The organism is Maricaulis sp., from assembly GCF_048270095.1.
GTDB lineage: Bacteria > Pseudomonadota > Alphaproteobacteria > Caulobacterales > Maricaulaceae > Maricaulis.
In genome coordinates, this window is the sequence record NZ_JBLWTL010000005.1 from 122196 (window position 1) to 145951 (window position 23756).

Sequence of the window (23756 nt, forward strand, 5' to 3'; positions counted from 1 at the left end):
GCGCTCTAGTCATCATCTGATGGTGCACATGCACCATTCTGCGCAATGCTGACGCCGGCCGCCGCCGCTGTGCAGGCATTGCCATAGGTCTGGCCATCGCAGCCGCAGACCGGGCGATATTCGCGCGTGCAGGCTTGGGGGCGAGGCGTGCAAATACCGCTCTGGTCGGCGGCGCCGCACTGAGCTGCCGGCTCATAGCGGCAATAGGCGCCGCTATCGGCGCAGCCGGTTCCCATCATTCCGCCGCACATGCCGCCAATTTCCGCCTGCGGACGCGGGTCGGTTGCCGGGCTGGACGGGTCTGATGTGGCGCAGGCGCCCAGCGCCAGGAGTCCGAAAACGAGGGTGATCAGTATGCCGGCTGGTTTGGTCATGATGTCGCTCCTGCTTGGCGGTGAGCCTATATCAAAGTTAAGACAGCGGGAAGAATGCACTTGATTTTGACAGGAATAAGCCACGCATGACGCTTCGCCTCGCCTTTATGGGTACGCCTGATTTTGCCGTCCGCTCGCTCGCCGAGATCGCCGCAGCGGGGCATGAGATCGTGCGGGTCTACACCCAGCCGCCACGCAAGCGCGGGCGGGGTCAGTCGGAGCAGAAAACGCCGGTACACCAGCTGGCCGAAGTGCTCGGAATCCCGGTTTCCACCCCTGTCAGCTTTAAGGATGATGCGGTGCTCGAGGAGTTCGAGGCGCTTGATCTTGACGCTGCGATTGTCGTGGCCTTCGGACAAATCCTGCCACAGCGCGCGCTCGATGCGCCGCGGCTGGGTTGCCTCAATCTGCACGGCTCCCTGCTGCCGCGCTGGCGCGGTGCGGCGCCGGTCCAGCGCGCCATCATGGCGGGTGACGCGGTGACGGGCGTGCAGATCCAGCAGATGGAAGCCGGCCTCGATACCGGCCCGATCCTGCTCTCCGAAACCGTTGCGATCAGTGATGCCGACACGGCCGCCAGCCTGCACGACAAGCTGATGAATGCCGGCGCGGGCCTGTGGGGACCTGCCCTGGCAGCGCTGGAGCGCGGCTCGCTGCAAGCCGTGCCGCAAGCGGACGAGGGCGTCACCTACGCCAGCAAGATCACGCCGCAAGAGGCCCGTATCGACTGGTCGCGCCCGGCTGCCGAGCTCTCCCCGCACATTCGCGGCCTCTCACCCTTTCCCGGTGCCTGGTTCGAACTGGCGACCGAGAAGGGGCCGGTCAGGGTGAAGGTTCTGCTCGCGACCAGCGAAGCCGGTGAAGGCGCGCCGGGTACAGCGCTCGATGACGCGCTGTTGATCGCCTGCGGCTCCGGTGCGCTGCGTCTGAGCCGTCTGCAACGCGAGGGCAAGGGCGCGATGAAAGCGGAGGACTTCCTGCGTGGCACGGCGGTGCCGGCCGGAACGGTGCTGGGCTGATGCCGCGCTACAAACTCATCCTGGAATATGACGGCACGCCCTTCTATGGCTGGCAATGGCAGGATCATGGCCCCTCGGTCCAGGGCTCGCTGCAACGCGCTGTCGAAGCGCTCAATGGCGCACCGGCAATCGTACAGGGCGCCGGTCGCACCGATAGCGGCGTGCATGCGCTGGGGCAGGTGGCGCATGTCGATCTCGACAAGGATCTGCGCTGCGACCGCGTGCGCGATGCGCTCAATCACCACCTTCGCCCCGACCCGATTGCGGTACTCGAGGCGGAAAAGGTGACGGAGGAATTTCATGCCCGCTTCTCGGCGACGAAGCGGCACTATCTCTACCGCCTGATCGACCGCCGCTCGCCGCTGACCCTGGACAAGGGCCAGATCTGGCGCGTGCCGCAACAGCTCGACGGCGATGCCATGCATGCCGCCGCGCAAATGCTGGTCGGCAGCCATGATTTTTCCACCTTCCGCGATGCGCAATGCCAGGCGGAGAGCCCGGTCAAGACGCTCGACGAGATCCGCGTTTCGCGCATTGGCGAGGAAGTGCAAGTGACCTGCTCGGCCCGCTCCTTCCTGCACCGCCAGGTGCGCTCCTTCGTCGGATCCCTGGTCGAGGTCGGTGTGGGCAAATGGTCAGTGCGTGATTTCAAGGCCGCGCTTGATGCCGCTGACCGCAAGCGCTGTGGCCCGGTAGCGCCGTCTGACGGGCTCTATCTGGTGGCGGTGGACTATCCGGACTGAGGCCGGTGACTAACCCGCCGGAATTGCGGGCGTCATGGCGAGGCTGATCAGGATCACCATGATCTTCGCGGCCAGGATCGGCACCGCGCAGGCTGCCGCTGATGTGATGGTCGGCGTGCCCAGCGCGATATAGGCGATGCGCCAGTGCACCAGTATCCGCAGATAGCCATAGAGGCCGGACAGGATACCCAGGACCTGAAGATTGATCAGCCCGGCCAGGAAGAGTGTCCAGAAGCTCGCCTGCACGGCGAACAGCAGGATTGAGCTCCAATTGTGCAGCACCACCCAGGCGGCCCAGCGTCCGCGCGCGCCAACGATGTGGGCTGCGAGCGAGGCGGCCAGCGGAAACACGACCCAGGACAGGGAATAGACGAGGAAATCCTCAAGCCCGTAGCTGCGCTCGCCGGCCGAGCCATGCCAGGCGCTGAGCAGGATGAGGGCGACCAAAGGCAGGGCGAAGACCGCGGCGGAGAAGGAATGCCAAAGCCCGCCCATCGAGGTGTCGAAACTGGTTTCCCAGCCATCCTTGAAGGTGAGAATGCGCCAGCTGCCCTGCAGCGCCAGCCAGGCTTCGGCGACCAGACGCATCATGCCGGCGTGTCCGCGAAATAGGCGCTCAGGATACGGGTATAGATCCGCGTCAAAGTCTCGATATCGGCGACGGGCACACATTCGTCGATCTGGTGCATGCTGGCACCTACCAGGCCAAACTCGGCGACCGGGCCGTATTTATGGATGAAACGGGCATCGCTGGTGCCACCGCCTGTGGTCAGCGCGGCGCGGCGTCCGGTTTCCGCCTCGATGGCGTCCTGCAGCAATGTGGTGAATTGCCCGGCCGGGGTCAGGAAGGCCTCGCCGGTGACATGGATATCGCAGGCGACCTCACCATCGAAGGTCAGGGCAACAAGCGCCGCTTCGGCTTCGATCCAGCGCCGCAGCTCATCACCGGTATGGGCGATATTGAAGCGGATATTGAACCGCGCCTCGGCATGGCCGGGGATGACATTCGTGGTCGGATTGCCCACATCAATGCTGGTGACTTCGAGATTCGAGCGCTGAAAATTCTCCGCTCCATCATCAAGCACACGCGCAGTGAGGCGGCCAAGCAGGGTCAACAAGGGCGGGATCGGGTTTTCCGCCCGTTCCGGATAGGCGACATGGCCCTGGCGGCCAGTCACGTTGATCTGGCAATTGAGACTGCCGCGACGGCCCGATTTGATCGTTTCACCCATCACGGTTGGATTGCTCGGTTCGCCAACCAGACAGTGATTGAAGCTCTCGCCCTCGGCCGCGAGCTGTTCCAGCGCCGCCTTGGTGCCATTGATCGCCATGCCCTCTTCATCGCCGGTGATCAGGAAGGCAATCGAGCCGGCCGGTTCGCCCTGATCGGTGAGCAAGCGCTGGACGGCGGCGACCATGGCCGCGATGGCGCCCTTCATGTCAGCCGCACCGCGACCCCACAACACGCCGTCTATCGCTTCGGCGGCAAAGGGCGGGTGGGTCCATTTGGCGTCATTGCCCGAGGGCACGACATCGGTATGGCCGGCGAACATGAAACAGGGTGAGGCGCTGCCGCGGCGGGCATAGAGATTGTCGATCTCGCCGAAGGGCAGGCGGCGGCAAGCGAAGCCGAGACTTTCCAGTGCCTGCTGCACCACATCCAGCGCCCCGGCATCGGCTGGCGTCACCGAGGGGCAGCGGATCAGACGCTGGGCCAGCGCCAGTGGATTGGAAAGATCGAGTTCAGTGTTCATAATCGAAACATAGCCGGTTCGTCCGGGCGCGCCAGAACAAGGATGCAGCAATGAGCACGTTCGCAATCAGCGAAGTCGAAGAAACTTCCAAATGCAGCTATCCCGCGCCGTTCAGTGAGCCGTGCCGCGGACGCCACACTCGCCGCCTTGGCGAGCTTGCCGGCCTGACCCAGTTTGGCGTCAACCAGGTTCGGCTCGAGCCCGGTGCCTGGTCATCCCAGCGCCACTGGCACACGCATGAAGATGAATTCGTCCAGGTGATTTCCGGCGAGGTCGTGCTGGTGATGGATGGCGGCGAGACCGTGATGCGCCCGGGCGATTGCTCCGGCTTCCGTGCCGGTGTCGAGGACGGGCATCATCTGGTCAACCGCTCGCGGGAGGATTGCGTCTTTCTGGCCATTGGCACCCGTATTGATGCCGATGGCGCCGAATACCCCGATATCGACATGAAGGCCCTGCCGGAACGCTATGACCGGCCGGGTGCGGGCACATTCGTGCACAAGGACGGCACGCCCTACTGAGCTTTAGTGCGAGCGCCCGTGCGTTTCGCGGAAGCGTTCCATCGAGATCGAGATCTTGAAGGTCTCGCGGTATTTGGGCGAGCCGACGGGGCGCGGCGGGTGCTGGGCGGTCAGGGCGAGGATGCGTTCCAGGGTGTCGTGGGCGGCACCGCTCTGGCCGGCGCCGATATAGGCGTGCAGCTCGACCAGCGCATCCGACAACGGATCGCCGCCACGGATGATGAAATAGGGCTCATTGGCATCGAGCCGCTTGAGAACATCGAATTCCGACGGGTTGTTGGCGGAGCCGTAGGGCGCTGTCGGATCGGCAGCATCCGGATTGGTCTTGGCTTTCACATCGCTCACGGCAATATCCTTCATGGTTCTTCGCTGGCGGGTATTGCATCAGATTCGAGCGCCCCGCGACAGGGCCGCATCAGCGTACTGGGCGGATTTCTGGCTGTTGTCCCGGGAAAAGACTAGAAGACCGCCATGACCCAACAATCTTCCAGACAAATCGCCATTATCGGTGGCGGCCCCGCCGGCCTGATCGCCGCCGAGCGCCTCAGCGCCCATGGCCATGGCGTCACCGTTTATGAACGCATGCCGACCCTTGGGCGCAAATTCCTCATGGCCGGACGCGGCGGGCTTAACCTGACCCATAGCGATGACCGCGAGGCTTTCATGGCGCGCTATCGCGAGGCCGCTGGCTGGATGTCATCCTGGCTGGAAGTTTTTACGCCGGCTGATCTGTGTGCCTGGGCCGAGAGCCTGGGGCAGGAGACCTTCGTCGGCACCAGCGGCCGTGTCTTCCCGCAGGCGATGAAAGGCTCGCCGCTCTTGCGCGCCTGGATCGCCCGGCTCGAGCGGCAGGGCGTGCAGTTCCGCCTGCGCCATCAGTGGGCGGGCTGGAGCGCGGACGGCGCGCTCATGTTCAACACGCCCGAAGGGGATCGGGTTGTCGACAAGCCTGACGCCGTCCTGCTGGCGCTCGGCGGCGCGAGCTGGTCGAAACTGGGTTCCGATGCCGGCTGGGTCGATATGCTGCGCGCGCGCGATGTCGAGATCGATGATTTCGCCGCCGCCAATTGCGGCGTCGAGATCGCCTGGAGCGAGATCATGAAATCGCGCTTCGCTGGCAAGCCGTTGAAAACGATCTCGATCAGCCTCAATGGCGAGACCGTGCGCGGCGAGGCGATGATTTCCGCCTACGGGCTGGAAGGCGGCGCGGTCTATGCGCTCTCCACCCCGATCCGCAAGGCGCTGGCGACCGGTTATCCGGTCACCGCCACGATTGATCTGCGCCCCAATCACAAGATCGCCGAAGTCACTGCCCGCCTCAGCGACGCGAAGAAGGGCCAGTCGCTGGCCAACACCCTGCGCAAGGCCGGCCTCTCGCCCGAAGCGATCAGTCTGTTGCGCGAAAGCGGCGAACTGCCGACAGCCCCGGCCGATCTGGCGCGGCGGATCAAGGCCACACCCGTCACGATCACCGGTCAAACCGGTCTGGCACGGGCGATTTCCTCATCCGGCGGCATTGCCCGCGAGGGTCTCGATATCGGCCTGATGATCAAGGCTATGCCGGGCGTCTTCGTCGCCGGCGAGATGATTGACTGGGAAGCGCCCACCGGCGGCTATCTGCTGCAGGGCTGTTTCTCGACGGGAATCGCTGCGGCGCGCGGGATTGAGGTCTGGATGGGGTTGCAGGCGGAGCCGGAAGGCGCGGCGGTGTCTGAGGATGCGGCTGGCGACGGCACTGACGGCGAATAATCGCTCCGGGTGGAAAAGACCGGGACGGACAAGGTTTCCGGCGATTTAGTGGAGGCTGTCCCAGTTATTCGCGCATTCCGGACTCAAGTTTCGGGCCAAGCTTTCCAATACCAAGTACCGGAACTCCTGGAGGGCAAAATGTTTGGGTTAAAAAAAAGCTACAGAGTGGGCGATGAATTCTTTTTGGGAGATAAATTTAAGTTGATTGTGAGAAATCCGGACGATGAAGGTCTTGTCAGGGTCGGGCGAGATATCCGAAATATTGAAGTGCTTTCTCTGTGGGACAATCAAGGTTGGTTTTTGAAATACAAATTTCCGTTTGATTCTGACGTCGAGAATTATATCGGGACGATCATTAAGCGAACCAATAAAGATATGATAGAGCTCCGAGCGTTTGATTATCATGGAATTGAATATGAAGTGGGTGCGGGGTTGCGAAGTGCTTCACCTACAGGACGACGAAAGAAATAACTCTTATCGAATAAACTGGGACAGACACAGTCAGCCCCCACTTCCCCGTTTCAATTCACATATCTGCGCCCCGGCGCACAGCCTCCCATAAACCGCTTGCCAGCAGCGGGCCCTGCGGGGTTCAGCGTGTCAAGGCCGCCTTCGGCGCCGCTTCGCGGGCATGCGCCTTGACACGCTGAACCCCGCAGGGCGACATCTCGGCATGAGGTTTTGGTGGAGGTTGGGCACATCCGGCGCCGGATGCTCGGTTCAATACAGCACCGGCGGGACATGGTCCCCTCCAGGCGCCGCCTGAAAAACGGTACGGGTCCCCGTCTGTTCTGCGCGCACAACGAGATTGGCTGATTGCGAATGGCTGGCGTGTGCCCCCGAATTAGACAAGTAGGATAACAAGATGAAGTTTCTAACTCGACGGAGCGTAGGTCCACTCGCGAGCGACAAGCTCTACGAAAGTGCACATGACCGATATCAAGAAAGTCTAGGTCTTAGCATGAAGTACATGGACGAAGCTCTTGTAAAGCTGGCCGCTGGAGTGCCGTTCCATGACGGGGTTGTTTCGTCAATTTCGGTGGATGGGTCTGAAGTTTCAATCGCGTATGTAATTGGAGATCTTCAGATTGGTTATCGATTTGTCACTGTCAAGTATATTGATGGACACGTAAGCAACGAAACAAAATGTAAATCCGTTGTCCGGGATAGACGGTCGGAAATTTTGGCGAGTGAGTTTGTATACAATAATGATGGGGCATGGGTTCACAACTTGCTTTTTGTTCCTACGGGCGAGTTTTCGATAACTTTTAGAACTCTTCTAATTGCTGAGAAGTCAATGAAAAGCAGAATTATTGATTACATTGGAGATCCATACTCAAATGAAAAGACGGACGCACGTAATAGATGGTGAAATGTGGAATAAACGAATAGGCAAACGAATAAACGGGGACATGGCGGTAATCGCGGCTGCAGGACAAATAGGGGCACACACAATTAATTCGATCCTACTCCGCTAAATTCATTGCCTTTACCGAGTTTCGGCCTGCCCGATGCGGGCCGGCCTTGGTGGGACGCGAAACGGCGGGGGCGTCGATTTTGTCGACCGCATTCACCGGCCATCAAAGAGGGACGTGTACCTCTGGTACGCGTCCCCGGGGAAAAGGGGAGCTTCCCCTGAGGACAGGTACCCGAGGTACCTGTCCCTCGCTGTGCCGTTGAATAAGCGCGGTCTTATGTATCAAACGCACCAAGTGTCATGATGATTAAGGCTCCTTCAGTTCGCCGCCTCATCGCCGCGTTGTTTGCGGTCGTAATTGTAACTCTCGCCACCCCATCGGCTCACGCCGGGAAGGTTGTATTTACAGGCGAACGCGAACGACTGTCGCCATCGCTCCCCGGCAATGTCCTCATAAATGAAATGGCCCCACAGTATAAGTCGCTCACCTTGGGCAAGACGCTCATACTGCCGCCATCCGTGCACGCAATATGGGGAGGAGAAGCTGCGCTCGGACCCTGCCTGCGGAGGCAGTTCAAGCTCTGCTTCCAGAAATCGGAGATCCCGCTCTCGCTCATTGATGTCGTGTTCGTAGCCCACCGAAATGGACTCAGCGACGATCAAAGCCGGGACACGGCCAACATTTCGCACAACGATATTGGCGTCAAAGGGCCAACTGGGGTTTTCATCCCCGCGCGCTTTGTCGAGGTCTATTTTTATCTCAGCATATGGCACTCGGACCCGCAGATAAGGCTTTTGTTCGCGCAAGAACTGCTTTTCTGCAATGCCCGCTTGACGCCTTGCCTGTTCGAGCGCCTGAAAGGCGTAGACAGCCGCTTTTCGGCTCTCGCGCAGAGTTTCGTAGATAACGAATATGCCCACCACGCTGACAATCAGGCCAACCATTCCAACCCACAGCATCGCGAAGGTCCACTTCGCCATATCGCTTTGAGCGCTAAGATCGGCTATGGTGGCTTGGCGCTCTTGCTCGGCATCTATGCGCTCAGCCAAACAGGTAAGGCGCGCCGTAGCGGTATCGATAACGCGGCATATCTCTTCGGCGCGGGAGTAATGGGCGTACTGGTCGGTTGCCTGGTGTTCTTCTCGCTGCTTCTGACTGAAATAATCTATTGAGGCGGTGCCGGCCCAAGTCGCGGTGACGCCGATCAGCAGAACAATGATCGCAAAAGCGATCAGATGTGGAGGGCTTGCGTCCCTATCGCGCTTAGACATGCCAGCATAAAAGCAGCACTGAACTTTCCGCGCGAGAGTTTATTTCGAATGTTGACCTCTTTCTCGTCGATTCCGATGGCAGCGAGTTTTTCGACAAGCTGGGCATAGGTCACGCCGTGGCGCTTCAATTCGGCCTTTAGGATATTGGCCGCGCGGGTCTCGAAGTCGGTTTGTTCGGGCATTTGTATCGCCTTTGTGTAAAAAAGTACTGTAAACGATACTTATGCCCTTGCATTAGATACGTCAACGCACTATATACGTTACATTGGTAACGGACATAGTGACATGGCTCAACATTTTCTCCTCTCCGCTCAAGCGCGCACCCTCTCGCTTAAGGACATCTACAAGGCTGGCGAAGAGGCCGCCTATGAGACGTTCCGGGCGATGCGCTGGGCTGACACGCATGGCGAGGCTGTTTGCCCGCGCTGTGGCTGCACAGAGACCTATGACATTGCCACCCGCCGCAAGTTCAAGTGCGTGGCCTGTCATCACCAGTTTTCGGTCACGTCCGGCACCATCTTCGCCAGCCGCAAAATGGACTTCTCTGACCTGCTTGCCGCGATCTGCCTGTTCGTCAACGGCGTGAAAGGTATGAGCGCGCTTCAAATGAGCCGCGATCTGGACGTCCAGTACAAGACGGCTTTCGTGATGATGCACAAGCTGCGCGAAGTTCTGGCCGCTGAAATGCGTGGCCTTGAGCTGTCAGGCGAGGTCGAGATTGATGGCTGCTATATCGGTGGCCATATCCGCCCGTCGAACCTGAAAGAAGATCGCGTTGACCGCCGCTTGGCCAAGCACCAGACCGGCACCCGCCGCGTTGTGGTCGCCCTGCGTCAACGTGGTGGCCGCACACTGCCATTCATTGCCCGCCGTGAGGGCGAGGGTGTCGAGATTGCTTCGCGCATTGTGGCGGACGGATCAACCATCTTCGCTGACGAGGCGGCACACTGGGATGATCTGGTTCGTGACTTCCCGATGGGCCGCATCAACCATTCCGAGGCGTACAGCCTGCACGGCAAGCACACCAACAACGTCGAGAGCTTCTTTTCCCGCCTGCGCCGCATGATCCGTGGCCAGCATCACAAGGTCAGCCCGCAATACCTGCACCAGTACGCCAGTGAAGCAGCTTGGAAAGAAGATCACCGCAGCGTTGCCAATGGCGCGCAGGCTGGCCGGGTTATCTCACTGGCGATGGCTTTGCCGGTTAGCAGGGCTTGGGCTGGGTACTGGCAACGGGCGGCTTAATCCACTCACCGAAACCGCTTCGTCACGTCCTTAACTCGCCCGGTCACGTCTCTGACGCGCTCGTCAGTGGCTTCCCATTCCATCCGGGCGATCACAGCAAGGGCGATGGCGTGATTGCCTTCTGCCCCGGCTCTCATGGCATCACAGACCAGCGCTTTGAGCTGGCCACGGGCGAATAGCTGGGTTGGTGCAGCATTTCCGCCCATGACCCGGATAGCGGCTTCAATAGTGCGTAGATCGGCCTGAGCTGATTTGATGATGGCGCGGAGTTCATCGCGCTTCTGGTGTAGAGCTTTCATGCCCGGCATCGTGCCGGAAACCAGCGCTCAAAGCATCATGACACTTGGTGCGTTTGATACATAAGGCCGAATAAGCGCACGCGCGCGGGACGTGGTCCGGTCCTGCGGACCGGTGCATGTCCCGACTTGCTGGGTGCTCGACGACTGCGGCTGGACGGCTTCAATCCAGACAATACCGGCAGCAGGTAGCGCTCGACCCAGGTCGGGACATGCACCCGTTTCGGGGAAACGGGACCACGTCCCGGCAGCGACCTGTACTTATACCGAAAGTAAATGTTGCCCGCATCCCCTGCGGTACAACTTGTCCGCCCCCCGGCGGTGCGGGGTTATAATCGCGGCGGTTTCGCTCTTTGACATTGTCGATTGATCCCCACCAACGCGCCCACGCCGTGCCGGAAGCCCGCCCGGCAATGGCAGAGTGGCAGTCTCTGCCACCCGCCCTGTCATGGCGTCCGCGCCTGTGCAGACAGGGCTGCAGGCCCGTAATGACAGAGTGGCAGACTGGCAGGGTGTTTCCCACGAAAAATTCAAAATCCGCCCAAGCGGGACACCGACCCTCCGGGACTGGCACAATCTACCCGTCCCCGATATCCGGGGATATGACGGGCGCGCATTCCACCATGCCCCCGGACGGCCCGGCTCCCATACCCGCTAACGCGTGACGGAAACCCCCGCGTCAGGCGAAGCTAGCGCAACAGCTCATTGATCGAGGTTTTCGAGCGCGTCTGGGCATCGACGCGCTTGACGATCACGGCGCAGGCGAGTGACGGCCCGCCCTTTGGGTCGGGCAAGGTGCCGGGCACCACGACCGAATAGGCCGGGATTTCGCCGCGGGTGATCTCGCCGGTGGCGCGGTCGACAATCTTGGTCGACTGGCCGAGATAGACGCCCATCGAGATCACGGCGCCGGTGCGCACGATCACGCCTTCGGCGACTTCGGAACGGGCGCCGATGAAGACGTCGTCCTCGATGATCACGGGGCCGGCCTGCAAGGGCTCCAGCACGCCGCCAATGCCGACACCGCCGGAGATATGCACCCGTTTGCCGACCTGGGCGCAGGAGCCGATCGTCGACCAGGTATCGACCATCGTGCCTTCATCGACATAAGCGCCGAGATTGACATAGGACGGCATCAACACCACGCCCGGCGCGATAAAGGCGCCGCGCCGCACGGCGCAAGGCGGCACAGCGCGAAAGCCCGCCGCCTTGAATTCGGCTTCGCCCCAGCCCTCGAATTTCGACGGCACCTTGTCCCACCAGCCGGCGCCGGCGACGCCGCCATCGATCAAACCCATTGGATTCAGCCGGAAACCCAGCAGGACGGCTTTCTTCAGCCATTGATTGACCGTCCAATTGCCGTTGGCCTGCCGTTCGGCGACCCTGGCCTGGCCGCTATCGAGCTGCTGGATTGCCGTTTCGACGGCATCGCGTATTTCGCCGCCGGTTTCGGTGGAGACGTTGTCGCGATTGTCCCAGGCGGATTCGATAATGGTCTGGAGGGGGTCAGTCATCGGAAGTCTCCGGTGTCGTCGATGTCCGCATTTCACCCAGAAACGTCGTCAGGCAATCGGCGGCGAAGTGGACGTGGTCGGGGTGTTCGCCCGGTGCGGTGTGGTCTTCGGTACGCAGGCCTTCCTTCGCGCGGATCAGGACGGTTGTGAAGCCCATTTCATGCGCGGTTTTCAGATTGCGGACCGAATCCTCGAACAGGACAGATTGCGGCACGGGCAGGTCGAACCGGCTGGCAAAGCGGTCGAAGCCCTCGCGGTGCGGCTTGGGCGTGAAGCCGGCGGCCTCGACGTCGAAAATATCGTCGAACAAATGATCAATGCCGAGATGGATCAGGACATTCTCGGCATGTTTGAGCGAGCCATTGGTGTAGACGAGACGCTTGCCGGGCAGGGCCTCCAGCTTGCGGATCAGCAGTGGATTGGCCGGAATAACGCTGTGGTCGATATCATGGACGTAGTCGAGATACTCACGGATATCGAGCGGGTGATTGGCCATCAGCCCGTGCAAAGTGGTGCCATATTCGCGCCAGTAGGATTTCTGCAGCAGGCGCGCCTCGTCCTGCGGCAGGTCGAGCAGGCGGGCGACATATTCGGTCATCCGGGCGCTGACCTGGGCCATGACCGGCGCGTCGGACGGGTAGAGCGTGTCGTCGAGATCAAATACCCAGTGATCGATATGGGTCAGGTCGGGGCGGTTACCGGTCACGCCGCGGGCCTTCGAAATCGGATTCCTCGATCGTCACGCGCACACCGCCATCGACCGGTTCGGGGATGCGGCGGAAATTTGCTGTCGCATAGCCACGCTCGGCGCAGCTGGTGCGTTCTTCGGCGAGGAAGCGGGCCGGAGCGATGCAGAAGGCGTCCTGGCCACCATTGATCGGGCGGCGTGCTGTTGGCGTCAGGCGCTCGGCATAGAAAAAATTATTCACCGTTTCCAGCCGCGCCGCCAGCAGCCGGGCGCATTCGCCGGCATGCAGTCGCCACCAGCCCCGCGACTGCCATATCTCGCCGGTGCGGTAGCCGATCGCGGCCGCGATATCACCGTCCGACTGATTGCAAACCGTCAGACCGCTTTGGGCATTCCGGGTCATGGCGCGCGATTCGAGGGCATCGATCAGGGCGGTATTGGCTGGCCTTGAGGCGAGCTCGGCATCGCCTAGGAAGCGGGTAATGGCGCGGTCGGTGCCGCGGCCGTCATAGCCATCGACGGCGGTTATCGGATAGCCGGCCGATTGTAGCAGGCGCTGGATCCCGGCGATCTCGGCACGCCTGCCGAAGCTGTCGGGCCCGACCAGTACGGTCCGGTCGCGGGCGGCGCCTTCCCGGACAATGAAGTCGCGCGAGGCCAGTCCAAGCGAGGTGCAGCGTGTATTGGCGACGACCTCGAAATCGGCTTCATCGACGCACAGGGCGGTATTGCCGCGCCATTCGCGCACCCCACCGAGATAGGCGTCACTGGTCTTGGCGTAGAAATAGAGCGGTTGATCGTCCGCGAGTTCGACCTCGGAGGCGACGGCCTCGCAGGCACCGGGCCGGAGCCGCATCCAGCCCTGGATGGCGACACCGCCGCTAACCGGCCAGCCGGTCGCGACATGCACGATATAGCTGGTTTCATTGCAGATATCATAGGCCCGGGCCGGAGCGGTGACGCAAAATGACAGGCCGAGGAGGATCAGTAATCGCATCAGCATGGTAGTCGGCGTCCTATCCTGCGGCATCCGGCAGAAGCGCGGCGATCTCGGCCCGCAAATCGTCCAGCCCCTGGTGTTTGCTGCTGGAAGTCGCGACGGCCCGCGGGAAGGCGGCCGGGCGCTTGCGGATCGCGGCCAGGGTTTCCTCGATCGTGCGCGCGACTTGTGGCGGCTTGATCTTGTCGCACTTGGTCAGCACGATCTGATAGCTGACGGCGGCCTCGTCGAACACGTCCATGATCGCATGATCAACGGGTTTGAGCCCGTGGCGGCTGTCGATCAGCAGGTAGACACGCTTGAGATTGACGCGGCCGCGCAGGAAAGCGCGCGTCAGCCGGGTCCATTTCTCGACCACATCCTTGGGCGCCTTGGCAAAGCCATAGCCAGGCAGATCGACCAGGCGCAGATTGCTGCCCTCGAGATTGAAGAAGTTGAGCTCGCGCGTGCGGCCCGGTTCGCCCGAGGCACGGGCCAGCCCGGTCTGGTTGGTCAGCCCGTTGATCAGCGACGACTTGCCGACATTGGAACGGCCGGCGAAAGCGACTTCGGTCCGGTCTGGCGGCGGCAAATGATCGAGATCAACCGCACCCATGAGGAATTTGCACGGGCGCGCAAACAGGCGGCGGCCTGTGGTCAGATCCAGATCATCGTCGGACGCGGTCAGCTCCGGTCTCCCCTCATGCGGTCGCGGATATGGGCGATCAGCTTGTCGAGCTGGGTCTCATTTCCGTGGCGGCGCATGATGACATATTGTTGTGCGACCGACAGGGCGTTGTTCCAGGCCCAGTAGATCACCAGGCCTGAGGCGAAGCCCGCCAGCATGATGGTGAAGACGAAGGGCAGGAAGGCGAAGATCTTCGCCTGCATCGGATCGGGCGGCGGCGGGTTGAGCGCCTGCTGCGCAGCCATGGTCAGGCCCATCAGAATTGGCCAGATGCCGATCGCAAGAACACCGCCGAGAATCGGCCAGCTCGACGGATCGAAGGGCAGCAGGCCGAACAGATTCCACATATTGGTCGGATCGGGTGCCGCCAGGTCGCGGATCCAGCCGAAGAAAGGCGCGTGGCGCATTTCGATGGCATTGAAAAGGGTCTGGTAGAGGGCGAAGAAAATCGGAATCTGCGGCAGGATCGGCAGGCAACCGGCGAGCGGATTGATTTTCTCTTTCTTGTAGAGATCCATCATCGCCTGTTGCTGTTTTTGCTGGTCGGCCGCGTAGCGTTCCTTGATCTCGGCGACCTTCGGCTGCACCGTTTTCATCTTCGCCATCGAGGCAAAGGCGCGGTTGGCGAGCGGGAACATCACGATCTTGACCATCAGCGTCAGGGCGAGAATTGCGAGGCCGACATTGCCGGTCAGGTTTTCCAGATGGTGCAGCAGCCAGACGAAGGGCCGCGCCAGGAACCAGAGCCAGCCCCAATTGATCGCCATATCGAGCTTCTGGATGCCCTGGTCATTCTGTGCGGCCTGCAGCACATCGAGTTCCTTGGCGCCGGCAAAGATATGCGTGACCGAGCTGAGCGAAGCACCGGCGGGCAGGATTTGCGCGGTTTCGACATAGCTGGACTCAAAGGCGGTGATGCCGGCGCGCTCGATGGTGCGGAAACGGGCGGTGAAGCTGCGGTCCTGGTCCGGAATGGCGGCGGCCATCCAATAGCGCATCGTGATGCCAGACCAGCCGCCAATGCCGCTGGCTTCGTCTTCTTCGCCATCTTCAAGCTTGGAGAATTTGCGCTGGATCAGGCGGCCGTCGACCACGGCGAGGGCGCCTTCGAACACGGCCATATTATTGGTCAGGTCGGTCGGCATGCCTTCATCGCGAACCAGGCCGTAGCGCTGCAGTTCGACATCGCTGCCGGTCGTATTGGTGACGCTGTCGGAGACGGTGAAGAGGTAGTTTTCGTCAATGCTGATCGTGCGTTCGAAATGCAGGCCCGACGGGCTGTCATAGCCGATCACGACCGGGGTCTCGGTGGTCAGGACATCGCCGGAAATCAGCGACCAGACCGTGGTGCCGCCTGGCAGGTCGGTGAAGCCCGGAGTCGGCGATTGCCAACCGTCACGGACATAGAACACATCCTCGCTGCCAATCGGGTTGAGCAGGGAGATCAGCTCGTCGCCGCCGACCTCGACCGTGTGACGGCGCAGGCGCAAATCATCGAAGCGCGCACCGGTCAGGGAGAAGGAGCCCTCAACGCTCGGCGCATCGATTTCGACGCGCTGGGCCGTGGCCAGGGCTTCGGGACGGTCCAGGGCGGAGACTGTCGGCTCTGCGGTGAGGGAGGCGGGCAGGTCGGGATCGACTCCCTGGTCGATCAGGCTGGCCTGTTCCGCTTCCAGCGCAGCGCGCTGGCGCTCCTGCGCCGGCCCGGTGACCAGGAATTGATAACCGAGCATGATGGCCAGCATCAGCCCCAGCGCGATAAAGAGATTGCGTTGTTCTCCGCCCATGACGTTCAGGCCTCTCAGGCTCGTTGTTTCGCGTTGCCCGGGGCCTCGTCAGACGCGAGGCTCACCAATGCACTTTCAACATCTTGCAGCAAATACGGCCAGGCCCGATCGGCGGTGGTCGCGCGTGCAATGAATACATAGTCAAAGCCGGGCCGTCCGTGGAGGGGCAGTAGCAGCCGCGCCGCTTCGCGCAGGCGTCGCTTGACCCGGCTGCGTACAACCGAATTGCCGACTTTCTTTGTGGCTGTGAAGCCGGCGCCCAAACGCAAAGCGCCGTCCCGCTGGCGTGCCTGAATGACAACACCAGAGCGGACGGCTTTTTTGCCTTGCGCGCAATACAGGAATTCACGCCGCTTTTTCAGCCGGTCAATGGCTGGCGGCGTGGTGTCCATGATCGTTAAGCGGAGAGCCGCTTGCGACCTTTGGCCCGGCGGCGAGCCAGGATAATACGACCAGATTTGGTGGCCATGCGGGCCCGGAAGCCGTGCCGGCGTGCGCGGACGAGCTTGGACGGTTGAAAAGTGCGTTTCACGGTCGCGCTCCATCGGCGATCAATTCAAGAGCGGCGCTAATACGCATATGCGGAGCAGGCGTCAAGCGCGCGGGCAGTTATTCGCATCAGCGCAGGGTGCCGAAATTGCAGTGACGGTGTAGGAATATCCAATGCATGAACCGGTATCAATCGATCCAGCAACCGTGAAGACACCGGTGCGTCTGCGGCTTGTGGCCGGAGTTGTCTTGCTGGGCGTCATGCTAACGGCGCTTTTTCTCGGTGCCTCGCCCCAGGCCCTGCTCGGTGCGATGGGCGCGGATGGATGGGAAAGCTGGGCGAACGATCACCTCCTGCTGGTCAGCATCATCTATGCGGTCTTCTACATGCTCGCCGTCACCATCTCGCTTCCCGGCGCGCTCTGGTTCACCATCGGCGCCGGTTTTCTGCTGGGCAGTACAGCGGCGATTCCCGCTTCGGCTTTCGGGATTGTTTTCGGCGCGGCCAATGCCTGGCTGATCATGCGCTATCTCGCCGGCCCGGAATTGCGGCAACGCTTCAGCGCGCGCATTGCCCGGTTCGCGGCCGGATTTCAGCGCGATGAATTCGCCTATATCGTCCTGTTGCGCGTGCTGCCCTTGCCCTTCTTCCTGGTCAATCTGGCCGCGGCCCTGCTCGGGCATCGATTCCTGCCCTATGTCGCGGGCACTTTGCTGGGCTCTCTGCCCTCCATCATTCTCTACGCCAATCTGGGGGCAGGGCTTGGCGAACTGGTCGAGGCCGGCGTGCGCCCGGGCCTGTCCGACCTGACGCGTCCCGCTTTTCTCGTGGCGCTGGCAATGGTTGTGCTGATGGTGGGCGTCGCGGTCGGGCACCGGATCCGGGTCCGGCGCCGGAGTCGCGAAGCCTTGCCGCAATCCCGGGCCTCGGATATGCGGCACGCCAGAGATGAATGATCCTGCCCCCCCAATCCCGGATGCCAAGCGCGATCCCCTGAACCGGCTGGGCGGCGCTGTCGCCGTGCTTTGCCGCGGGCTGACCGAGAGCCTGCCGGGTCAATTGCTGATGCTGACCGTTGGCCTGATCGCGATCGGGGTTGTGCTGGTCTATTTCCCCGCTTCGGCGAGTTATCGCCTGCAATGGATGATGGGCCGGGCCGAGGCGGCGCACCTGGCCGCGCTCGCTGCCGATGTCGCACCGGGTGGTGCGCTGGGCGAGGATGAGGTCGGGGCGCTGCTGGCGGGCGCTGACGCGGTCGCTGTGTCGCGTGTGCGCAATGGCATGAATGAGCTCGTGCTTTACGCCGGCCCGATCGACGGCCCCCTGGTGGAGAGCGATGTACGCACCACCGGCTGGGTCGGGCATGTGCGCGACACGGTCGGCACGCTCACCGCCGGGCCTGGCCGCTTCGTGCGGATTCGCGCCACGCCGATGGGGCGCCGCGACGAAGTGATCGACGTCATCGTCCCGGAAGCGCCGCTTAAAGCCGGGCTGGCTGACTTCTCGCGCCGCTATCTGGCCTATTCCGTCCTGATCGCGCTGGGCGTCGGGGTGATCATCTATCTGTCGCTCTTCTACCTCTTTGTGCGCCCGATGCGGCGGCTGGCGACAGCGATGATTCGCTTCCGCTATGCGCCCCATGATCCGGCCCGAACCATCCGTCCCGGCGGCGCGCGCAATGAGATCGGTCAGGCCGAGACCGAACTGGCGCGGATGCAGACGGAAATCCGTCAGGCGCTGCACCAGCGCGAGCGGCTCGCCGCGCTTGGCGAAGCGGTCGCCACCATCAATCACGATTTGCGCAACGTGCTCGCCAGTGCCCAGCTCGTCTCCGACCGGCTGGCGACCGACAGCGATGAGCGCGTGCGCGGCATGGGCCAGCGTCTGGTGCGGGCGGTCGATCGCGGGGTGCGTCTGTGTGAGGCGACGCTGGAATTCGGCCGGGCCGAGGAAAGCCCGCCCGTGCGCCAGCGCGTGATCCTCGCTGATCTGCTCGAGGAGGCCGCCGATGACGCGCTTCTCGTCGAGGGCGGGACCGGGATCGACTGGCGCAATCAGGCCGGGCCTGACCAGACCATCCACGCCGATCCCGATCATGGGCACCGCATCTTCCTCAACCTGTTCCGCAATGCGATCCAGGCGATGGCCGGCAGTGATGCGCCGGCTGTGCTCGAAGTGAGTGCCAGCGCCGAGACCGGATTCTGTCGCATTGACGTGCGTGATACCGGGCCGGGCTTGCCGTCACGTGCGCGGGACAAGCTCTTTCGCCCCTTCGCCGGCTCGACCAAGCGTGGCGGGACCGGGCTCGGCCTGTCGATTGCGCGGGAGCTGGCGCGGGCGCATGGCGGGGATATTGAACTGGTCTCGACCGGCCCTGAAGGCACGGTGTTTGCGGTGCGTCTGCCGGTCTGATTTCGGGTGGCCGCATGGTCGACCCGCAAAACCGCGTCCCGCTTTTTCTGAATGTGCTCAGACTTTTTCGCTGACCTTGATCGCCAGACGGCAACCGGCCTGGATCAGTCCGGACAGGAGCGGATAGCCCGGAGCGTCCTTGGCCCCTTCCTCGACGGCGAGGTCACGATGGGCCAGTTCTTCCATACGAAACTGGTCAAACCGGTCGGCGAGTGCGTCTTCACCCATGGCGCGCAGCTCGGTGATCTGGCCGGCATAATGCTGTTCGATCACCGTCTCGACCGCTTCGGTGCAGGCATGGGCCGCCTTGTCGCCCATCAGGGCGGTTACGGCGCCGAGCGCGTGGCCGGCCATGTTCCAGACCGGACCCAGTGCAGTCGGGCGGGCCCGGTGTTCGACCAGCAGGGCGTCGAATGCGTCCAGATGGGCCTGTTCGTCGGCTTCCATCTCTTCAAGTTGGCGGGCGATGCGGGCCTTGTGCGGCAGCTTGCCGTAAATCGCCCGCTGGCCGCCATAAATCGCCACGGCTCCGTATTCACCGGCATGGTCGACGCGCAGCATTTGCTCGATCCGGTCCGGATCGCGGCGCTTGCCGGGCAGGGGGATGCCGGGTTGGGGAATGATTTCGCCGGGCGTGCCGGCCTTGTCGGCGGGGCGGGTGGTCATGATGCCTTCAACCCCCGGAAGCCGACCCAGGCCGCGACGCCCGCCATGCCGGCGGAGATCAGCGCGTTATAGCCGGCCATCGAAATACCCAGCATGCGCCAGGCCGCCTCGTCGCACAGTACGACCGGCCGTTCGCCATTGAGGGCCGCCATGATGTCGCTGGCGGTGATACTGCCGCCGCCGGACACGGTGCAGCTGGCCGGGCCATCCCACCAGCCGTTTTCGATCCCGGCATGCCAGCCGGCAAAACCGGCTGAATACAGCAGCAGCGCGGCCATCGCGAAAAGCGCCCAGGGCGCGAAGCGGGCAAGGTCGGGCTTGATCATCAGCGCAAATCCGACGGCGAAGCCAAAGGCGATCACAGCCATGTGGATATGACGCTGGTCATAGCAAAGCGCGCACGGGTCGTAATGGCCGATATATTGAAATCCCCAGGCGCCGAACATCATCAGCAGCGAGCCACCCGCGAGCAGGAGCGGCCATCGGGTCAGCGGAAAGCGGGACAGGACAGGGTTCATCTCGGGCATGATTACCGACCTTGATTGGGCTCGCACCGTGACGAATGCGCACACAGGAAAACGATTTCTAGAAGACAGATTGCAGGTAAGTCTTGATGACATCAATCACCGCATGTCCAAAGACCAGCAGCAGGGCGATCCAGACCATGCCCAGCACCAGACCGGCGATCACCAGCAGGCCATCGCGCGTCAGCAGGCCAAGCGCCGCAATCGCCAGCGCAATGCCCGGTGTCGTATTGGTCGCGGGTAGCGGGATCAGGATCGAGGTGCAGAAAACCACGAATATACCGCCGACCAGGCGTTCCGCTGTCGGGCCCGACAGGGCGGTCAGCCGCGGCCGCGCCAACGCTTCCAGCCAGCCAAACCATTTGCGGCCACCTTGCGCCATCCGCATCAATCCGCGCTTTTCCAGCCGGCTGGCCTTGAAGCGTGCCGGCAGCCAGGGTTCGCCGCGTCCGAGCAGCATCTGCGCCGAAAGCGCCATCATCGGCAGCGCCATCACTTGCGGGACGCCATAGAGGAAAGGAATAGAAACCGGCAGCGCCATCGCAAACAGGATGATCCCGAAGGCGCGTTCGCCCAGCGCGTCGACGAATTCGCCCAGGCTCATCCCGTCTTCGCCAGCGCCATCAGCGATGTATTCGAGAGCGCCAATCAGCCCGCGCGAGGCAGTCGTTTCGGTCATCGGGCCTCCTGGATCGAAAAGCGTCCGCAAACCTAGCTGTACGAGGGCTGCCGGTCGAGCGCATTGGGCCGTTGACAGCGGGCGCGCGGATCGTCAGCTTGCGCCTCCTGCATTTCCCACGGTTAGCCCCTGTGGCGGAACTGGTAGACGCGACGGATTCAAAATCCGTTTCCTCACGGAGTGCCAGTTCGAGTCTGGCCAGGGGCACCATTTTTCGACAGACCGGTTTCAACGCGAATCGGCCGGTACTCTCGCCACCGGAGAGCACCGGTGCTAGCCTTTGCCGGCACCCCTCAGGAGACCGGTTCGTGCCATCCACAACCAATGCCTTGCTGTTCGCCCGCGCGAGCCTTGCCGTCATCTTTATCTGGTTTGGTGCGATGGGTTTCACGCCGGTTGGCGAAGCTATTGCAGGCTCGTGGATCAGCGGCCATGCCTTCCTGTCGGGACTTGAAGACCAGGCCGCCTCTGCTGCCCGGGCGCTGGGGATTTACCAGATCGTGATGGCTGTGTTGATCGGTGCGCCGCTGCCGCTGGGCAGTTTCCGCCGCATCGGTTTCGTCCTGCTGGGGATCTTCGCAGGTCTGGCGGTGACGGCGCTGGTGACCAATCCGGTCTGGCTCGCGGCCGAGGGCGGGTTTCCGGCGATCGGGTCGGGGCAGGGCATTTTGAAATACATCGCCATTCTGGGCCTTGCCCTGTGGGCCGGCAGTTTCGATAATTCCCGGATATTCTCAAACCGGACCAGCAAGACGCGCGCGATCAGCCTGCCGGTGATGTGGTGCGGACTGTTTATCGTGCTGGTCTGGATCGGCCTGATGAAATTCACCGCTGCCGAAGCCGCCGGTATCGCGCCACTGATCGCCAGTAGCCCGCTGTTTTCCTGGATGCAGGCCTTCATCCCCGATCGCGTGATCTCGGGTCTGATCGGGGTGATCGAGCTGTTCACCGCGCTGGCTTTGCTGGGATATTGGTTCAATCCGCGCCTGTTCCGGATCGGTCTGTTGATGTCGATCATCACCTTCGTGCTGACGCTGTCATTCCTGGTCACCTATCCCGGAGCCTGGGACGCGGATCTCGGTGGCTTCCCGGCGCTCTCGCGCAGCGGTCATTTCCTGCTCAATGACCTGGCACTGCTGTCGGTCTGCTTCGCTTTCATCACCGAAACCCGGGTGCGGCGCTACCGCTAGGCCGCCGCCCGGCCCGTTACCAGCTGTCTTCGAATACGCGCAGGAAATTGCCGCCGAGCACCTTCTCGACCACGGTTTCTCCATAGCCATGGGCGAGGAGTTCCTCGGCGATCCGCCGCATGCGCTGCGGACCATTGAGTCCGGTCACAAAGGGGGGCGGCCCTTCGCCAGGGGCGGCAATCCCGGTCTCGCGCCGGTGGACGATGCTGGCATTCCAGTCCTCCATCGCCCCGGGCGAGGTGTCGAATTCCAGCATCAGGGCGTCGCTGCCAATGCCAACATGCTCGGTGCCGCAGATATCAAGCGCATGGAGGAGGTGGCGCATATAGTCGGCCAGCGTCTGTTGCTCGAGGCCCGGCGTCAGATAGGCCAGCTCATACAAGCCGACGACCCCGCCCTGGTCGGCGATCGCCCGGAGTACCGCGTCCGACCGATTCCGTGGATGATCATAGACGCCCTTGCAGCCGGCATGGGACAGCATAACCGGACGGTTGGACGCGGCGATGATGTCGAGCGTGGAGCGGTCATTGGAATGGCTGGCATCAATGGTGACGCCGACGGCATTCATCGTATTGACGGCGCGATGCCCCGATTCGCTGAGGCCGGCCGTTTCATCCGCAACCATCACGCCGGAGGCCCAGGGCGAACTCCCGTTATAGGAGAGCTGCATCGAGCGCACGCCCAACCGATGGAAGAAAGGGATACGTTCGATATCGCCCTCGAACATGGTGGCGGCTTCAAACGCATAGATGATGCCGATGCGCCCACTCGCCTTTGCGCGCGCGATATCCGACACCTGCAAGACCGGCAGGTAGTGCGCCGCATGACGGGTGATCTCATTGCTGATCCAGCCGATATGGTCGACCGCACCTTCGAAGCCGGCACCTGATCCGCCGAGACTGTATTTGACCGCGGTCAGACCCGTGGCGCTCAATTGCCGACCGAAGGCCTCGTCTTCCGGGTTGCTTTCGAACGCCGGCAGCATATTGCCATTGATCACCGTGGCGCGCGCCATCAGGGCGTCAAGCCGGGCCGGATCCGCCCGGCTCGTGAAGGGAAGGGCCGGTGCGGCGAGCGCCGCCGTGCCAGCCATCAGGAAGTTGCGGCGGTGCAGTGGGAGGTTGGTCATTGCAGATCCTTGAACAAGCGGGCATTTACGTAGGTGCCTACATATATCCACGCGACCGAGCTCCGTCATGTCCGAAACCCTAAGGATCCGTCATGTCCGAAACTGACTATATCCGCGATCGCGGCAGCCGCGCCCTCGGCGCGAGACTGCGCCGCATATCCGAAGCGATCGATCTGGATGCGACCCGATGCTATGCGCTGACCGGATTGAAATTCGAGCAGCGCTGGTTCGGCACGCTGAACCAGCTCCGGCTCAAAGGGCGGATGTCGGTGGGTGAGATTGCCGCGGTGCTGGGCGTCACTCATGTCTCGGTCAGCCAGGCGCGCAAATCGCTCGAACTGAACGGGCTGATTGCCGCAGAAGCCGACCCGCGCGACGGCCGGCGGACATTGCTGGCGCTGACGGCTGCGGGTGAGGCGCTTGTCGACCGATTGAATCCGCTATGGGAGAGTTTCGAGGCCGTGGCCGCGGAAATCGAGGCGGAGGCGGGCGGCGTGATCGCGGCCCTGGAGCGGCTTGAAAACAGCCTGAAGCGGCAATCATTCGAGGACCGCGTACGCAGTCGATTCGAGGCGGATCAGTAGAAAACGGCCATGGTAGCGCCCGCCAGCGTGCCGCTT

General features: G+C 62.3%; 29 protein-coding genes and 1 tRNA gene. 12 read left to right on the plus strand and 18 right to left on the minus strand.

Translation table 11 applies throughout. The features are described 5' to 3' along the window. Window positions 1-5: 5 nt before the first annotated feature. Window positions 6-374 (minus strand): Kazal-type serine protease inhibitor family protein, encoded by a 369-nt coding sequence (locus ACN0YJ_RS05085; protein ID WP_417495526.1) that lies wholly within the window; start codon window positions 372-374, stop codon window positions 6-8. An 86-nt stretch (window positions 375-460) separates the two neighbouring features. Between ACN0YJ_RS05085 and fmt the strand changes: the two genes are divergently transcribed. Both fmt and truA read left to right on the plus strand, forming a co-directional pair. Beyond that, on the plus strand, window positions 461-1393 hold the full coding sequence (fmt, locus tag ACN0YJ_RS05090; protein ID WP_417495527.1) for a methionyl-tRNA formyltransferase: 933 nt from the start codon (window positions 461-463) through the stop codon (window positions 1391-1393). After that, the gene (truA, locus tag ACN0YJ_RS05095; RefSeq protein ID WP_417495528.1) at window positions 1393-2136 is read left to right on the plus strand and encodes a tRNA pseudouridine(38-40) synthase TruA; all 744 of its coding nucleotides are present in this window, start codon (window positions 1393-1395) and stop codon (window positions 2134-2136) included. Before fmt ends, truA begins: the two co-directional genes overlap by 1 nt. A 9-nt stretch (window positions 2137-2145) precedes the next feature. Here the strand turns inward: truA and ACN0YJ_RS05100 are convergent, their stop codons facing one another. Both ACN0YJ_RS05100 and dapE read right to left on the minus strand, forming a co-directional pair. Next, window positions 2146-2727 carry a hypothetical protein gene (locus ACN0YJ_RS05100; protein WP_417495529.1) on the minus strand — a complete coding sequence of 194 codons (582 nt, stop codon included), beginning with the start codon at window positions 2725-2727 and terminating at the stop codon, window positions 2146-2148. After that, complete coding sequence (dapE, locus tag ACN0YJ_RS05105; RefSeq protein WP_417495530.1) at window positions 2724-3890, minus strand: succinyl-diaminopimelate desuccinylase; 1167 nt, start codon at window positions 3888-3890, stop codon at window positions 2724-2726. Before dapE ends, ACN0YJ_RS05100 begins: the two co-directional genes overlap by 4 nt. A 50-nt stretch (window positions 3891-3940) precedes the next feature. On the opposite strand from dapE, the gene ACN0YJ_RS05110 reads away from it, so the two are divergent. Beyond that, window positions 3941-4411 (plus strand): cupin domain-containing protein, encoded by a 471-nt coding sequence (locus ACN0YJ_RS05110; RefSeq protein WP_417489456.1) that lies wholly within the window; start codon window positions 3941-3943, stop codon window positions 4409-4411. 3 nt (window positions 4412-4414) lie between these two features. Here the strand turns inward: ACN0YJ_RS05110 and ACN0YJ_RS05115 are convergent, their stop codons facing one another. Further along, on the minus strand, window positions 4415-4756 hold the full coding sequence (locus ACN0YJ_RS05115) for an aspartate decarboxylase (protein WP_417489455.1): 342 nt from the start codon (window positions 4754-4756) through the stop codon (window positions 4415-4417). Between the two features lie 126 nt (window positions 4757-4882). On the opposite strand from ACN0YJ_RS05115, the gene ACN0YJ_RS05120 reads away from it, so the two are divergent. The 3 genes from ACN0YJ_RS05120 (at window position 4883) to ACN0YJ_RS05130 (ending at window position 7532) form a co-directional block, all read left to right on the plus strand. Next, window positions 4883-6160, plus strand: a complete 1278-nt coding sequence (locus ACN0YJ_RS05120) for an NAD(P)/FAD-dependent oxidoreductase (RefSeq protein ID WP_417495531.1) — start codon at window positions 4883-4885, stop codon at window positions 6158-6160. A gap of 9 nt (window positions 6161-6169) precedes the next feature. After that, window positions 6170-6631, plus strand: a complete 462-nt coding sequence (locus ACN0YJ_RS05125) for a hypothetical protein (protein ID WP_417495532.1) — start codon at window positions 6170-6172, stop codon at window positions 6629-6631. A gap of 490 nt (window positions 6632-7121) precedes the next feature. Continuing rightward, a complete protein-coding gene (locus ACN0YJ_RS05130) occupies window positions 7122-7532 on the plus strand; it encodes a hypothetical protein (RefSeq protein WP_417495533.1) in 411 nt (136 codons plus the stop codon). 363 nt (window positions 7533-7895) lie between these two features. On the opposite strand, the gene ACN0YJ_RS05135 is transcribed toward ACN0YJ_RS05130, so the two are convergent. Continuing rightward, a complete protein-coding gene (locus ACN0YJ_RS05135; protein WP_417495534.1) occupies window positions 7896-8849 on the minus strand; it encodes a hypothetical protein in 954 nt (317 codons plus the stop codon). Continuing rightward, window positions 8810-9031 carry a DUF6471 domain-containing protein gene (locus tag ACN0YJ_RS05140; protein WP_417495535.1) on the minus strand — a complete coding sequence of 74 codons (222 nt, stop codon included), beginning with the start codon at window positions 9029-9031 and terminating at the stop codon, window positions 8810-8812. The genes ACN0YJ_RS05135 and ACN0YJ_RS05140 overlap by 40 nt, the downstream gene beginning before the upstream one ends. A 103-nt stretch (window positions 9032-9134) precedes the next feature. On the opposite strand from ACN0YJ_RS05140, the gene ACN0YJ_RS05145 reads away from it, so the two are divergent. Next, window positions 9135-10094 carry an IS1595 family transposase gene (locus ACN0YJ_RS05145; RefSeq protein WP_417495536.1) on the plus strand — a complete coding sequence of 320 codons (960 nt, stop codon included), beginning with the start codon at window positions 9135-9137 and terminating at the stop codon, window positions 10092-10094. 5 nt (window positions 10095-10099) lie between these two features. On the opposite strand, the gene ACN0YJ_RS05150 is transcribed toward ACN0YJ_RS05145, so the two are convergent. From ACN0YJ_RS05150 to rpmH, 8 genes are all read right to left on the minus strand, one after another. After that, entirely contained in the window at window positions 10100-10402 is a 303-nt protein-coding gene (locus ACN0YJ_RS05150) for a hypothetical protein (RefSeq protein WP_417495537.1), read from the minus strand. A 677-nt stretch (window positions 10403-11079) separates the two neighbouring features. Beyond that, complete coding sequence (gene dapD, locus ACN0YJ_RS05155) at window positions 11080-11904, minus strand: 2,3,4,5-tetrahydropyridine-2,6-dicarboxylate N-succinyltransferase (RefSeq protein ID WP_417477963.1); 825 nt, start codon at window positions 11902-11904, stop codon at window positions 11080-11082. Further along, window positions 11897-12610 carry a pyrimidine 5'-nucleotidase gene (locus ACN0YJ_RS05160; RefSeq protein WP_417495538.1) on the minus strand — a complete coding sequence of 238 codons (714 nt, stop codon included), beginning with the start codon at window positions 12608-12610 and terminating at the stop codon, window positions 11897-11899. Before ACN0YJ_RS05160 ends, dapD begins: the two co-directional genes overlap by 8 nt. Continuing rightward, window positions 12600-13595, minus strand: a complete 996-nt coding sequence (locus ACN0YJ_RS05165) for a DUF1036 domain-containing protein (RefSeq protein ID WP_417495539.1) — start codon at window positions 13593-13595, stop codon at window positions 12600-12602. The genes ACN0YJ_RS05160 and ACN0YJ_RS05165 overlap by 11 nt, the downstream gene beginning before the upstream one ends. Window positions 13596-13608: 13 nt before the next feature. Beyond that, the gene (gene yihA / locus ACN0YJ_RS05170) at window positions 13609-14187 is read right to left on the minus strand and encodes a ribosome biogenesis GTP-binding protein YihA/YsxC (RefSeq protein WP_417477966.1); all 579 of its coding nucleotides are present in this window, start codon (window positions 14185-14187) and stop codon (window positions 13609-13611) included. A gap of 68 nt (window positions 14188-14255) precedes the next feature. Then, window positions 14256-16046 (minus strand): membrane protein insertase YidC, encoded by a 1791-nt coding sequence (yidC, locus tag ACN0YJ_RS05175; protein ID WP_417495540.1) that lies wholly within the window; start codon window positions 16044-16046, stop codon window positions 14256-14258. 14 nt (window positions 16047-16060) lie between these two features. After that, on the minus strand, window positions 16061-16438 hold the full coding sequence (gene rnpA / locus ACN0YJ_RS05180; protein ID WP_339741513.1) for a ribonuclease P protein component: 378 nt from the start codon (window positions 16436-16438) through the stop codon (window positions 16061-16063). Between the two features lie 5 nt (window positions 16439-16443). Next, complete coding sequence (rpmH, locus tag ACN0YJ_RS05185) at window positions 16444-16578, minus strand: 50S ribosomal protein L34 (RefSeq protein WP_091766596.1); 135 nt, start codon at window positions 16576-16578, stop codon at window positions 16444-16446. Between the two features lie 131 nt (window positions 16579-16709). Here rpmH and ACN0YJ_RS05190 point away from each other — a divergent pair, with 131 nt between their 5' ends. Both ACN0YJ_RS05190 and ACN0YJ_RS05195 read left to right on the plus strand, forming a co-directional pair. Continuing rightward, the gene (locus tag ACN0YJ_RS05190) at window positions 16710-17492 is read left to right on the plus strand and encodes a TVP38/TMEM64 family protein (protein ID WP_417489448.1); all 783 of its coding nucleotides are present in this window, start codon (window positions 16710-16712) and stop codon (window positions 17490-17492) included. Further along, on the plus strand, window positions 17485-18948 hold the full coding sequence (locus ACN0YJ_RS05195) for a sensor histidine kinase (protein WP_417489447.1): 1464 nt from the start codon (window positions 17485-17487) through the stop codon (window positions 18946-18948). The genes ACN0YJ_RS05190 and ACN0YJ_RS05195 overlap by 8 nt, the downstream gene beginning before the upstream one ends. Before the next feature lie 57 nt (window positions 18949-19005). Here the strand turns inward: ACN0YJ_RS05195 and ACN0YJ_RS05200 are convergent, their stop codons facing one another. Genes ACN0YJ_RS05200 through ACN0YJ_RS05210 form a run of 3 tightly spaced genes read right to left on the minus strand, consistent with a single transcriptional unit; the run spans window position 19006 to window position 20817 of the window. Continuing rightward, entirely contained in the window at window positions 19006-19614 is a 609-nt protein-coding gene (locus ACN0YJ_RS05200) for a demethoxyubiquinone hydroxylase family protein (RefSeq protein ID WP_417495541.1), read from the minus strand. Then, window positions 19611-20141 (minus strand): disulfide bond formation protein B, encoded by a 531-nt coding sequence (locus tag ACN0YJ_RS05205; protein ID WP_417489445.1) that lies wholly within the window; start codon window positions 20139-20141, stop codon window positions 19611-19613. Before ACN0YJ_RS05205 ends, ACN0YJ_RS05200 begins: the two co-directional genes overlap by 4 nt. A gap of 58 nt (window positions 20142-20199) precedes the next feature. After that, the gene (locus tag ACN0YJ_RS05210) at window positions 20200-20817 is read right to left on the minus strand and encodes an exopolysaccharide biosynthesis protein (protein WP_417477972.1); all 618 of its coding nucleotides are present in this window, start codon (window positions 20815-20817) and stop codon (window positions 20200-20202) included. Between the two features lie 125 nt (window positions 20818-20942). On the opposite strand from ACN0YJ_RS05210, the gene ACN0YJ_RS05215 reads away from it, so the two are divergent. Both ACN0YJ_RS05215 and ACN0YJ_RS05220 read left to right on the plus strand, forming a co-directional pair. Next, window positions 20943-21027, plus strand: a tRNA-Leu gene (locus ACN0YJ_RS05215). 98 nt (window positions 21028-21125) lie between these two features. Next, complete coding sequence (locus ACN0YJ_RS05220) at window positions 21126-22007, plus strand: YkgB family protein (RefSeq protein ID WP_417477973.1); 882 nt, start codon at window positions 21126-21128, stop codon at window positions 22005-22007. A 16-nt stretch (window positions 22008-22023) separates the two neighbouring features. On the opposite strand, the gene ACN0YJ_RS05225 is transcribed toward ACN0YJ_RS05220, so the two are convergent. Continuing rightward, a complete protein-coding gene (locus tag ACN0YJ_RS05225; RefSeq protein WP_417477974.1) occupies window positions 22024-23136 on the minus strand; it encodes a dipeptidase in 1113 nt (370 codons plus the stop codon). A 92-nt stretch (window positions 23137-23228) separates the two neighbouring features. On the opposite strand from ACN0YJ_RS05225, the gene ACN0YJ_RS05230 reads away from it, so the two are divergent. After that, window positions 23229-23720, plus strand: coding sequence for a MarR family winged helix-turn-helix transcriptional regulator (locus ACN0YJ_RS05230; protein WP_417495542.1), 492 nt, complete (start codon window positions 23229-23231; stop codon window positions 23718-23720). Window positions 23721-23756 lie beyond the last annotated feature (36 nt).

Bases quoted from the DNA above. Each gene is read 5' to 3' on its own strand.
- ACN0YJ_RS05085 (WP_417495526.1), bottom strand. From the start codon at position 374: ATGACCAAACCAGCCGGCATACTGATCACCCTCGTTTTCGGACTCCTG.
- fmt (WP_417495527.1), top strand. From the start codon at position 461: ATGACGCTTCGCCTCGCCTTTATGGGTACGCCTGATTTTGCCGTCCGC.
- truA (WP_417495528.1), top strand. From the start codon at position 1,393: ATGCCGCGCTACAAACTCATCCTGGAATATGACGGCACGCCCTTCTAT.
- ACN0YJ_RS05100 (WP_417495529.1), bottom strand. From the start codon at position 2,727: ATGATGCGTCTGGTCGCCGAAGCCTGGCTGGCGCTGCAGGGCAGCTGG.
- dapE (WP_417495530.1), bottom strand. From the start codon at position 3,890: ATGAACACTGAACTCGATCTTTCCAATCCACTGGCGCTGGCCCAGCGT.
- ACN0YJ_RS05110 (WP_417489456.1), top strand. From the start codon at position 3,941: ATGAGCACGTTCGCAATCAGCGAAGTCGAAGAAACTTCCAAATGCAGC.
- ACN0YJ_RS05120 (WP_417495531.1), top strand. From the start codon at position 4,883: ATGACCCAACAATCTTCCAGACAAATCGCCATTATCGGTGGCGGCCCC.
- ACN0YJ_RS05130 (WP_417495533.1), top strand. From the start codon at position 7,122: ATGAAGTACATGGACGAAGCTCTTGTAAAGCTGGCCGCTGGAGTGCCG.
- ACN0YJ_RS05135 (WP_417495534.1), bottom strand. From the start codon at position 8,849: ATGTCTAAGCGCGATAGGGACGCAAGCCCTCCACATCTGATCGCTTTT.
- ACN0YJ_RS05140 (WP_417495535.1), bottom strand. From the start codon at position 9,031: ATGCCCGAACAAACCGACTTCGAGACCCGCGCGGCCAATATCCTAAAG.
- ACN0YJ_RS05145 (WP_417495536.1), top strand. From the start codon at position 9,135: ATGGCTCAACATTTTCTCCTCTCCGCTCAAGCGCGCACCCTCTCGCTT.
- ACN0YJ_RS05150 (WP_417495537.1), bottom strand. From the start codon at position 10,402: ATGCCGGGCATGAAAGCTCTACACCAGAAGCGCGATGAACTCCGCGCC.
- dapD (WP_417477963.1), bottom strand. From the start codon at position 11,904: ATGACTGACCCCCTCCAGACCATTATCGAATCCGCCTGGGACAATCGC.
- ACN0YJ_RS05165 (WP_417495539.1), bottom strand. From the start codon at position 13,595: ATGCTGATGCGATTACTGATCCTCCTCGGCCTGTCATTTTGCGTCACC.
- yihA (WP_417477966.1), bottom strand. From the start codon at position 14,187: ATGGGTGCGGTTGATCTCGATCATTTGCCGCCGCCAGACCGGACCGAA.
- yidC (WP_417495540.1), bottom strand. From the start codon at position 16,046: ATGGGCGGAGAACAACGCAATCTCTTTATCGCGCTGGGGCTGATGCTG.
- rnpA (WP_339741513.1), bottom strand. From the start codon at position 16,438: ATGGACACCACGCCGCCAGCCATTGACCGGCTGAAAAAGCGGCGTGAA.
- ACN0YJ_RS05190 (WP_417489448.1), top strand. From the start codon at position 16,710: ATGCATGAACCGGTATCAATCGATCCAGCAACCGTGAAGACACCGGTG.
- ACN0YJ_RS05195 (WP_417489447.1), top strand. From the start codon at position 17,485: ATGAATGATCCTGCCCCCCCAATCCCGGATGCCAAGCGCGATCCCCTG.
- ACN0YJ_RS05200 (WP_417495541.1), bottom strand. From the start codon at position 19,614: ATGACCACCCGCCCCGCCGACAAGGCCGGCACGCCCGGCGAAATCATT.
- ACN0YJ_RS05205 (WP_417489445.1), bottom strand. From the start codon at position 20,141: ATGCCCGAGATGAACCCTGTCCTGTCCCGCTTTCCGCTGACCCGATGG.
- ACN0YJ_RS05210 (WP_417477972.1), bottom strand. From the start codon at position 20,817: ATGACCGAAACGACTGCCTCGCGCGGGCTGATTGGCGCTCTCGAATAC.
- ACN0YJ_RS05225 (WP_417477974.1), bottom strand. From the start codon at position 23,136: ATGACCAACCTCCCACTGCACCGCCGCAACTTCCTGATGGCTGGCACG.
- ACN0YJ_RS05230 (WP_417495542.1), top strand. From the start codon at position 23,229: ATGTCCGAAACTGACTATATCCGCGATCGCGGCAGCCGCGCCCTCGGC.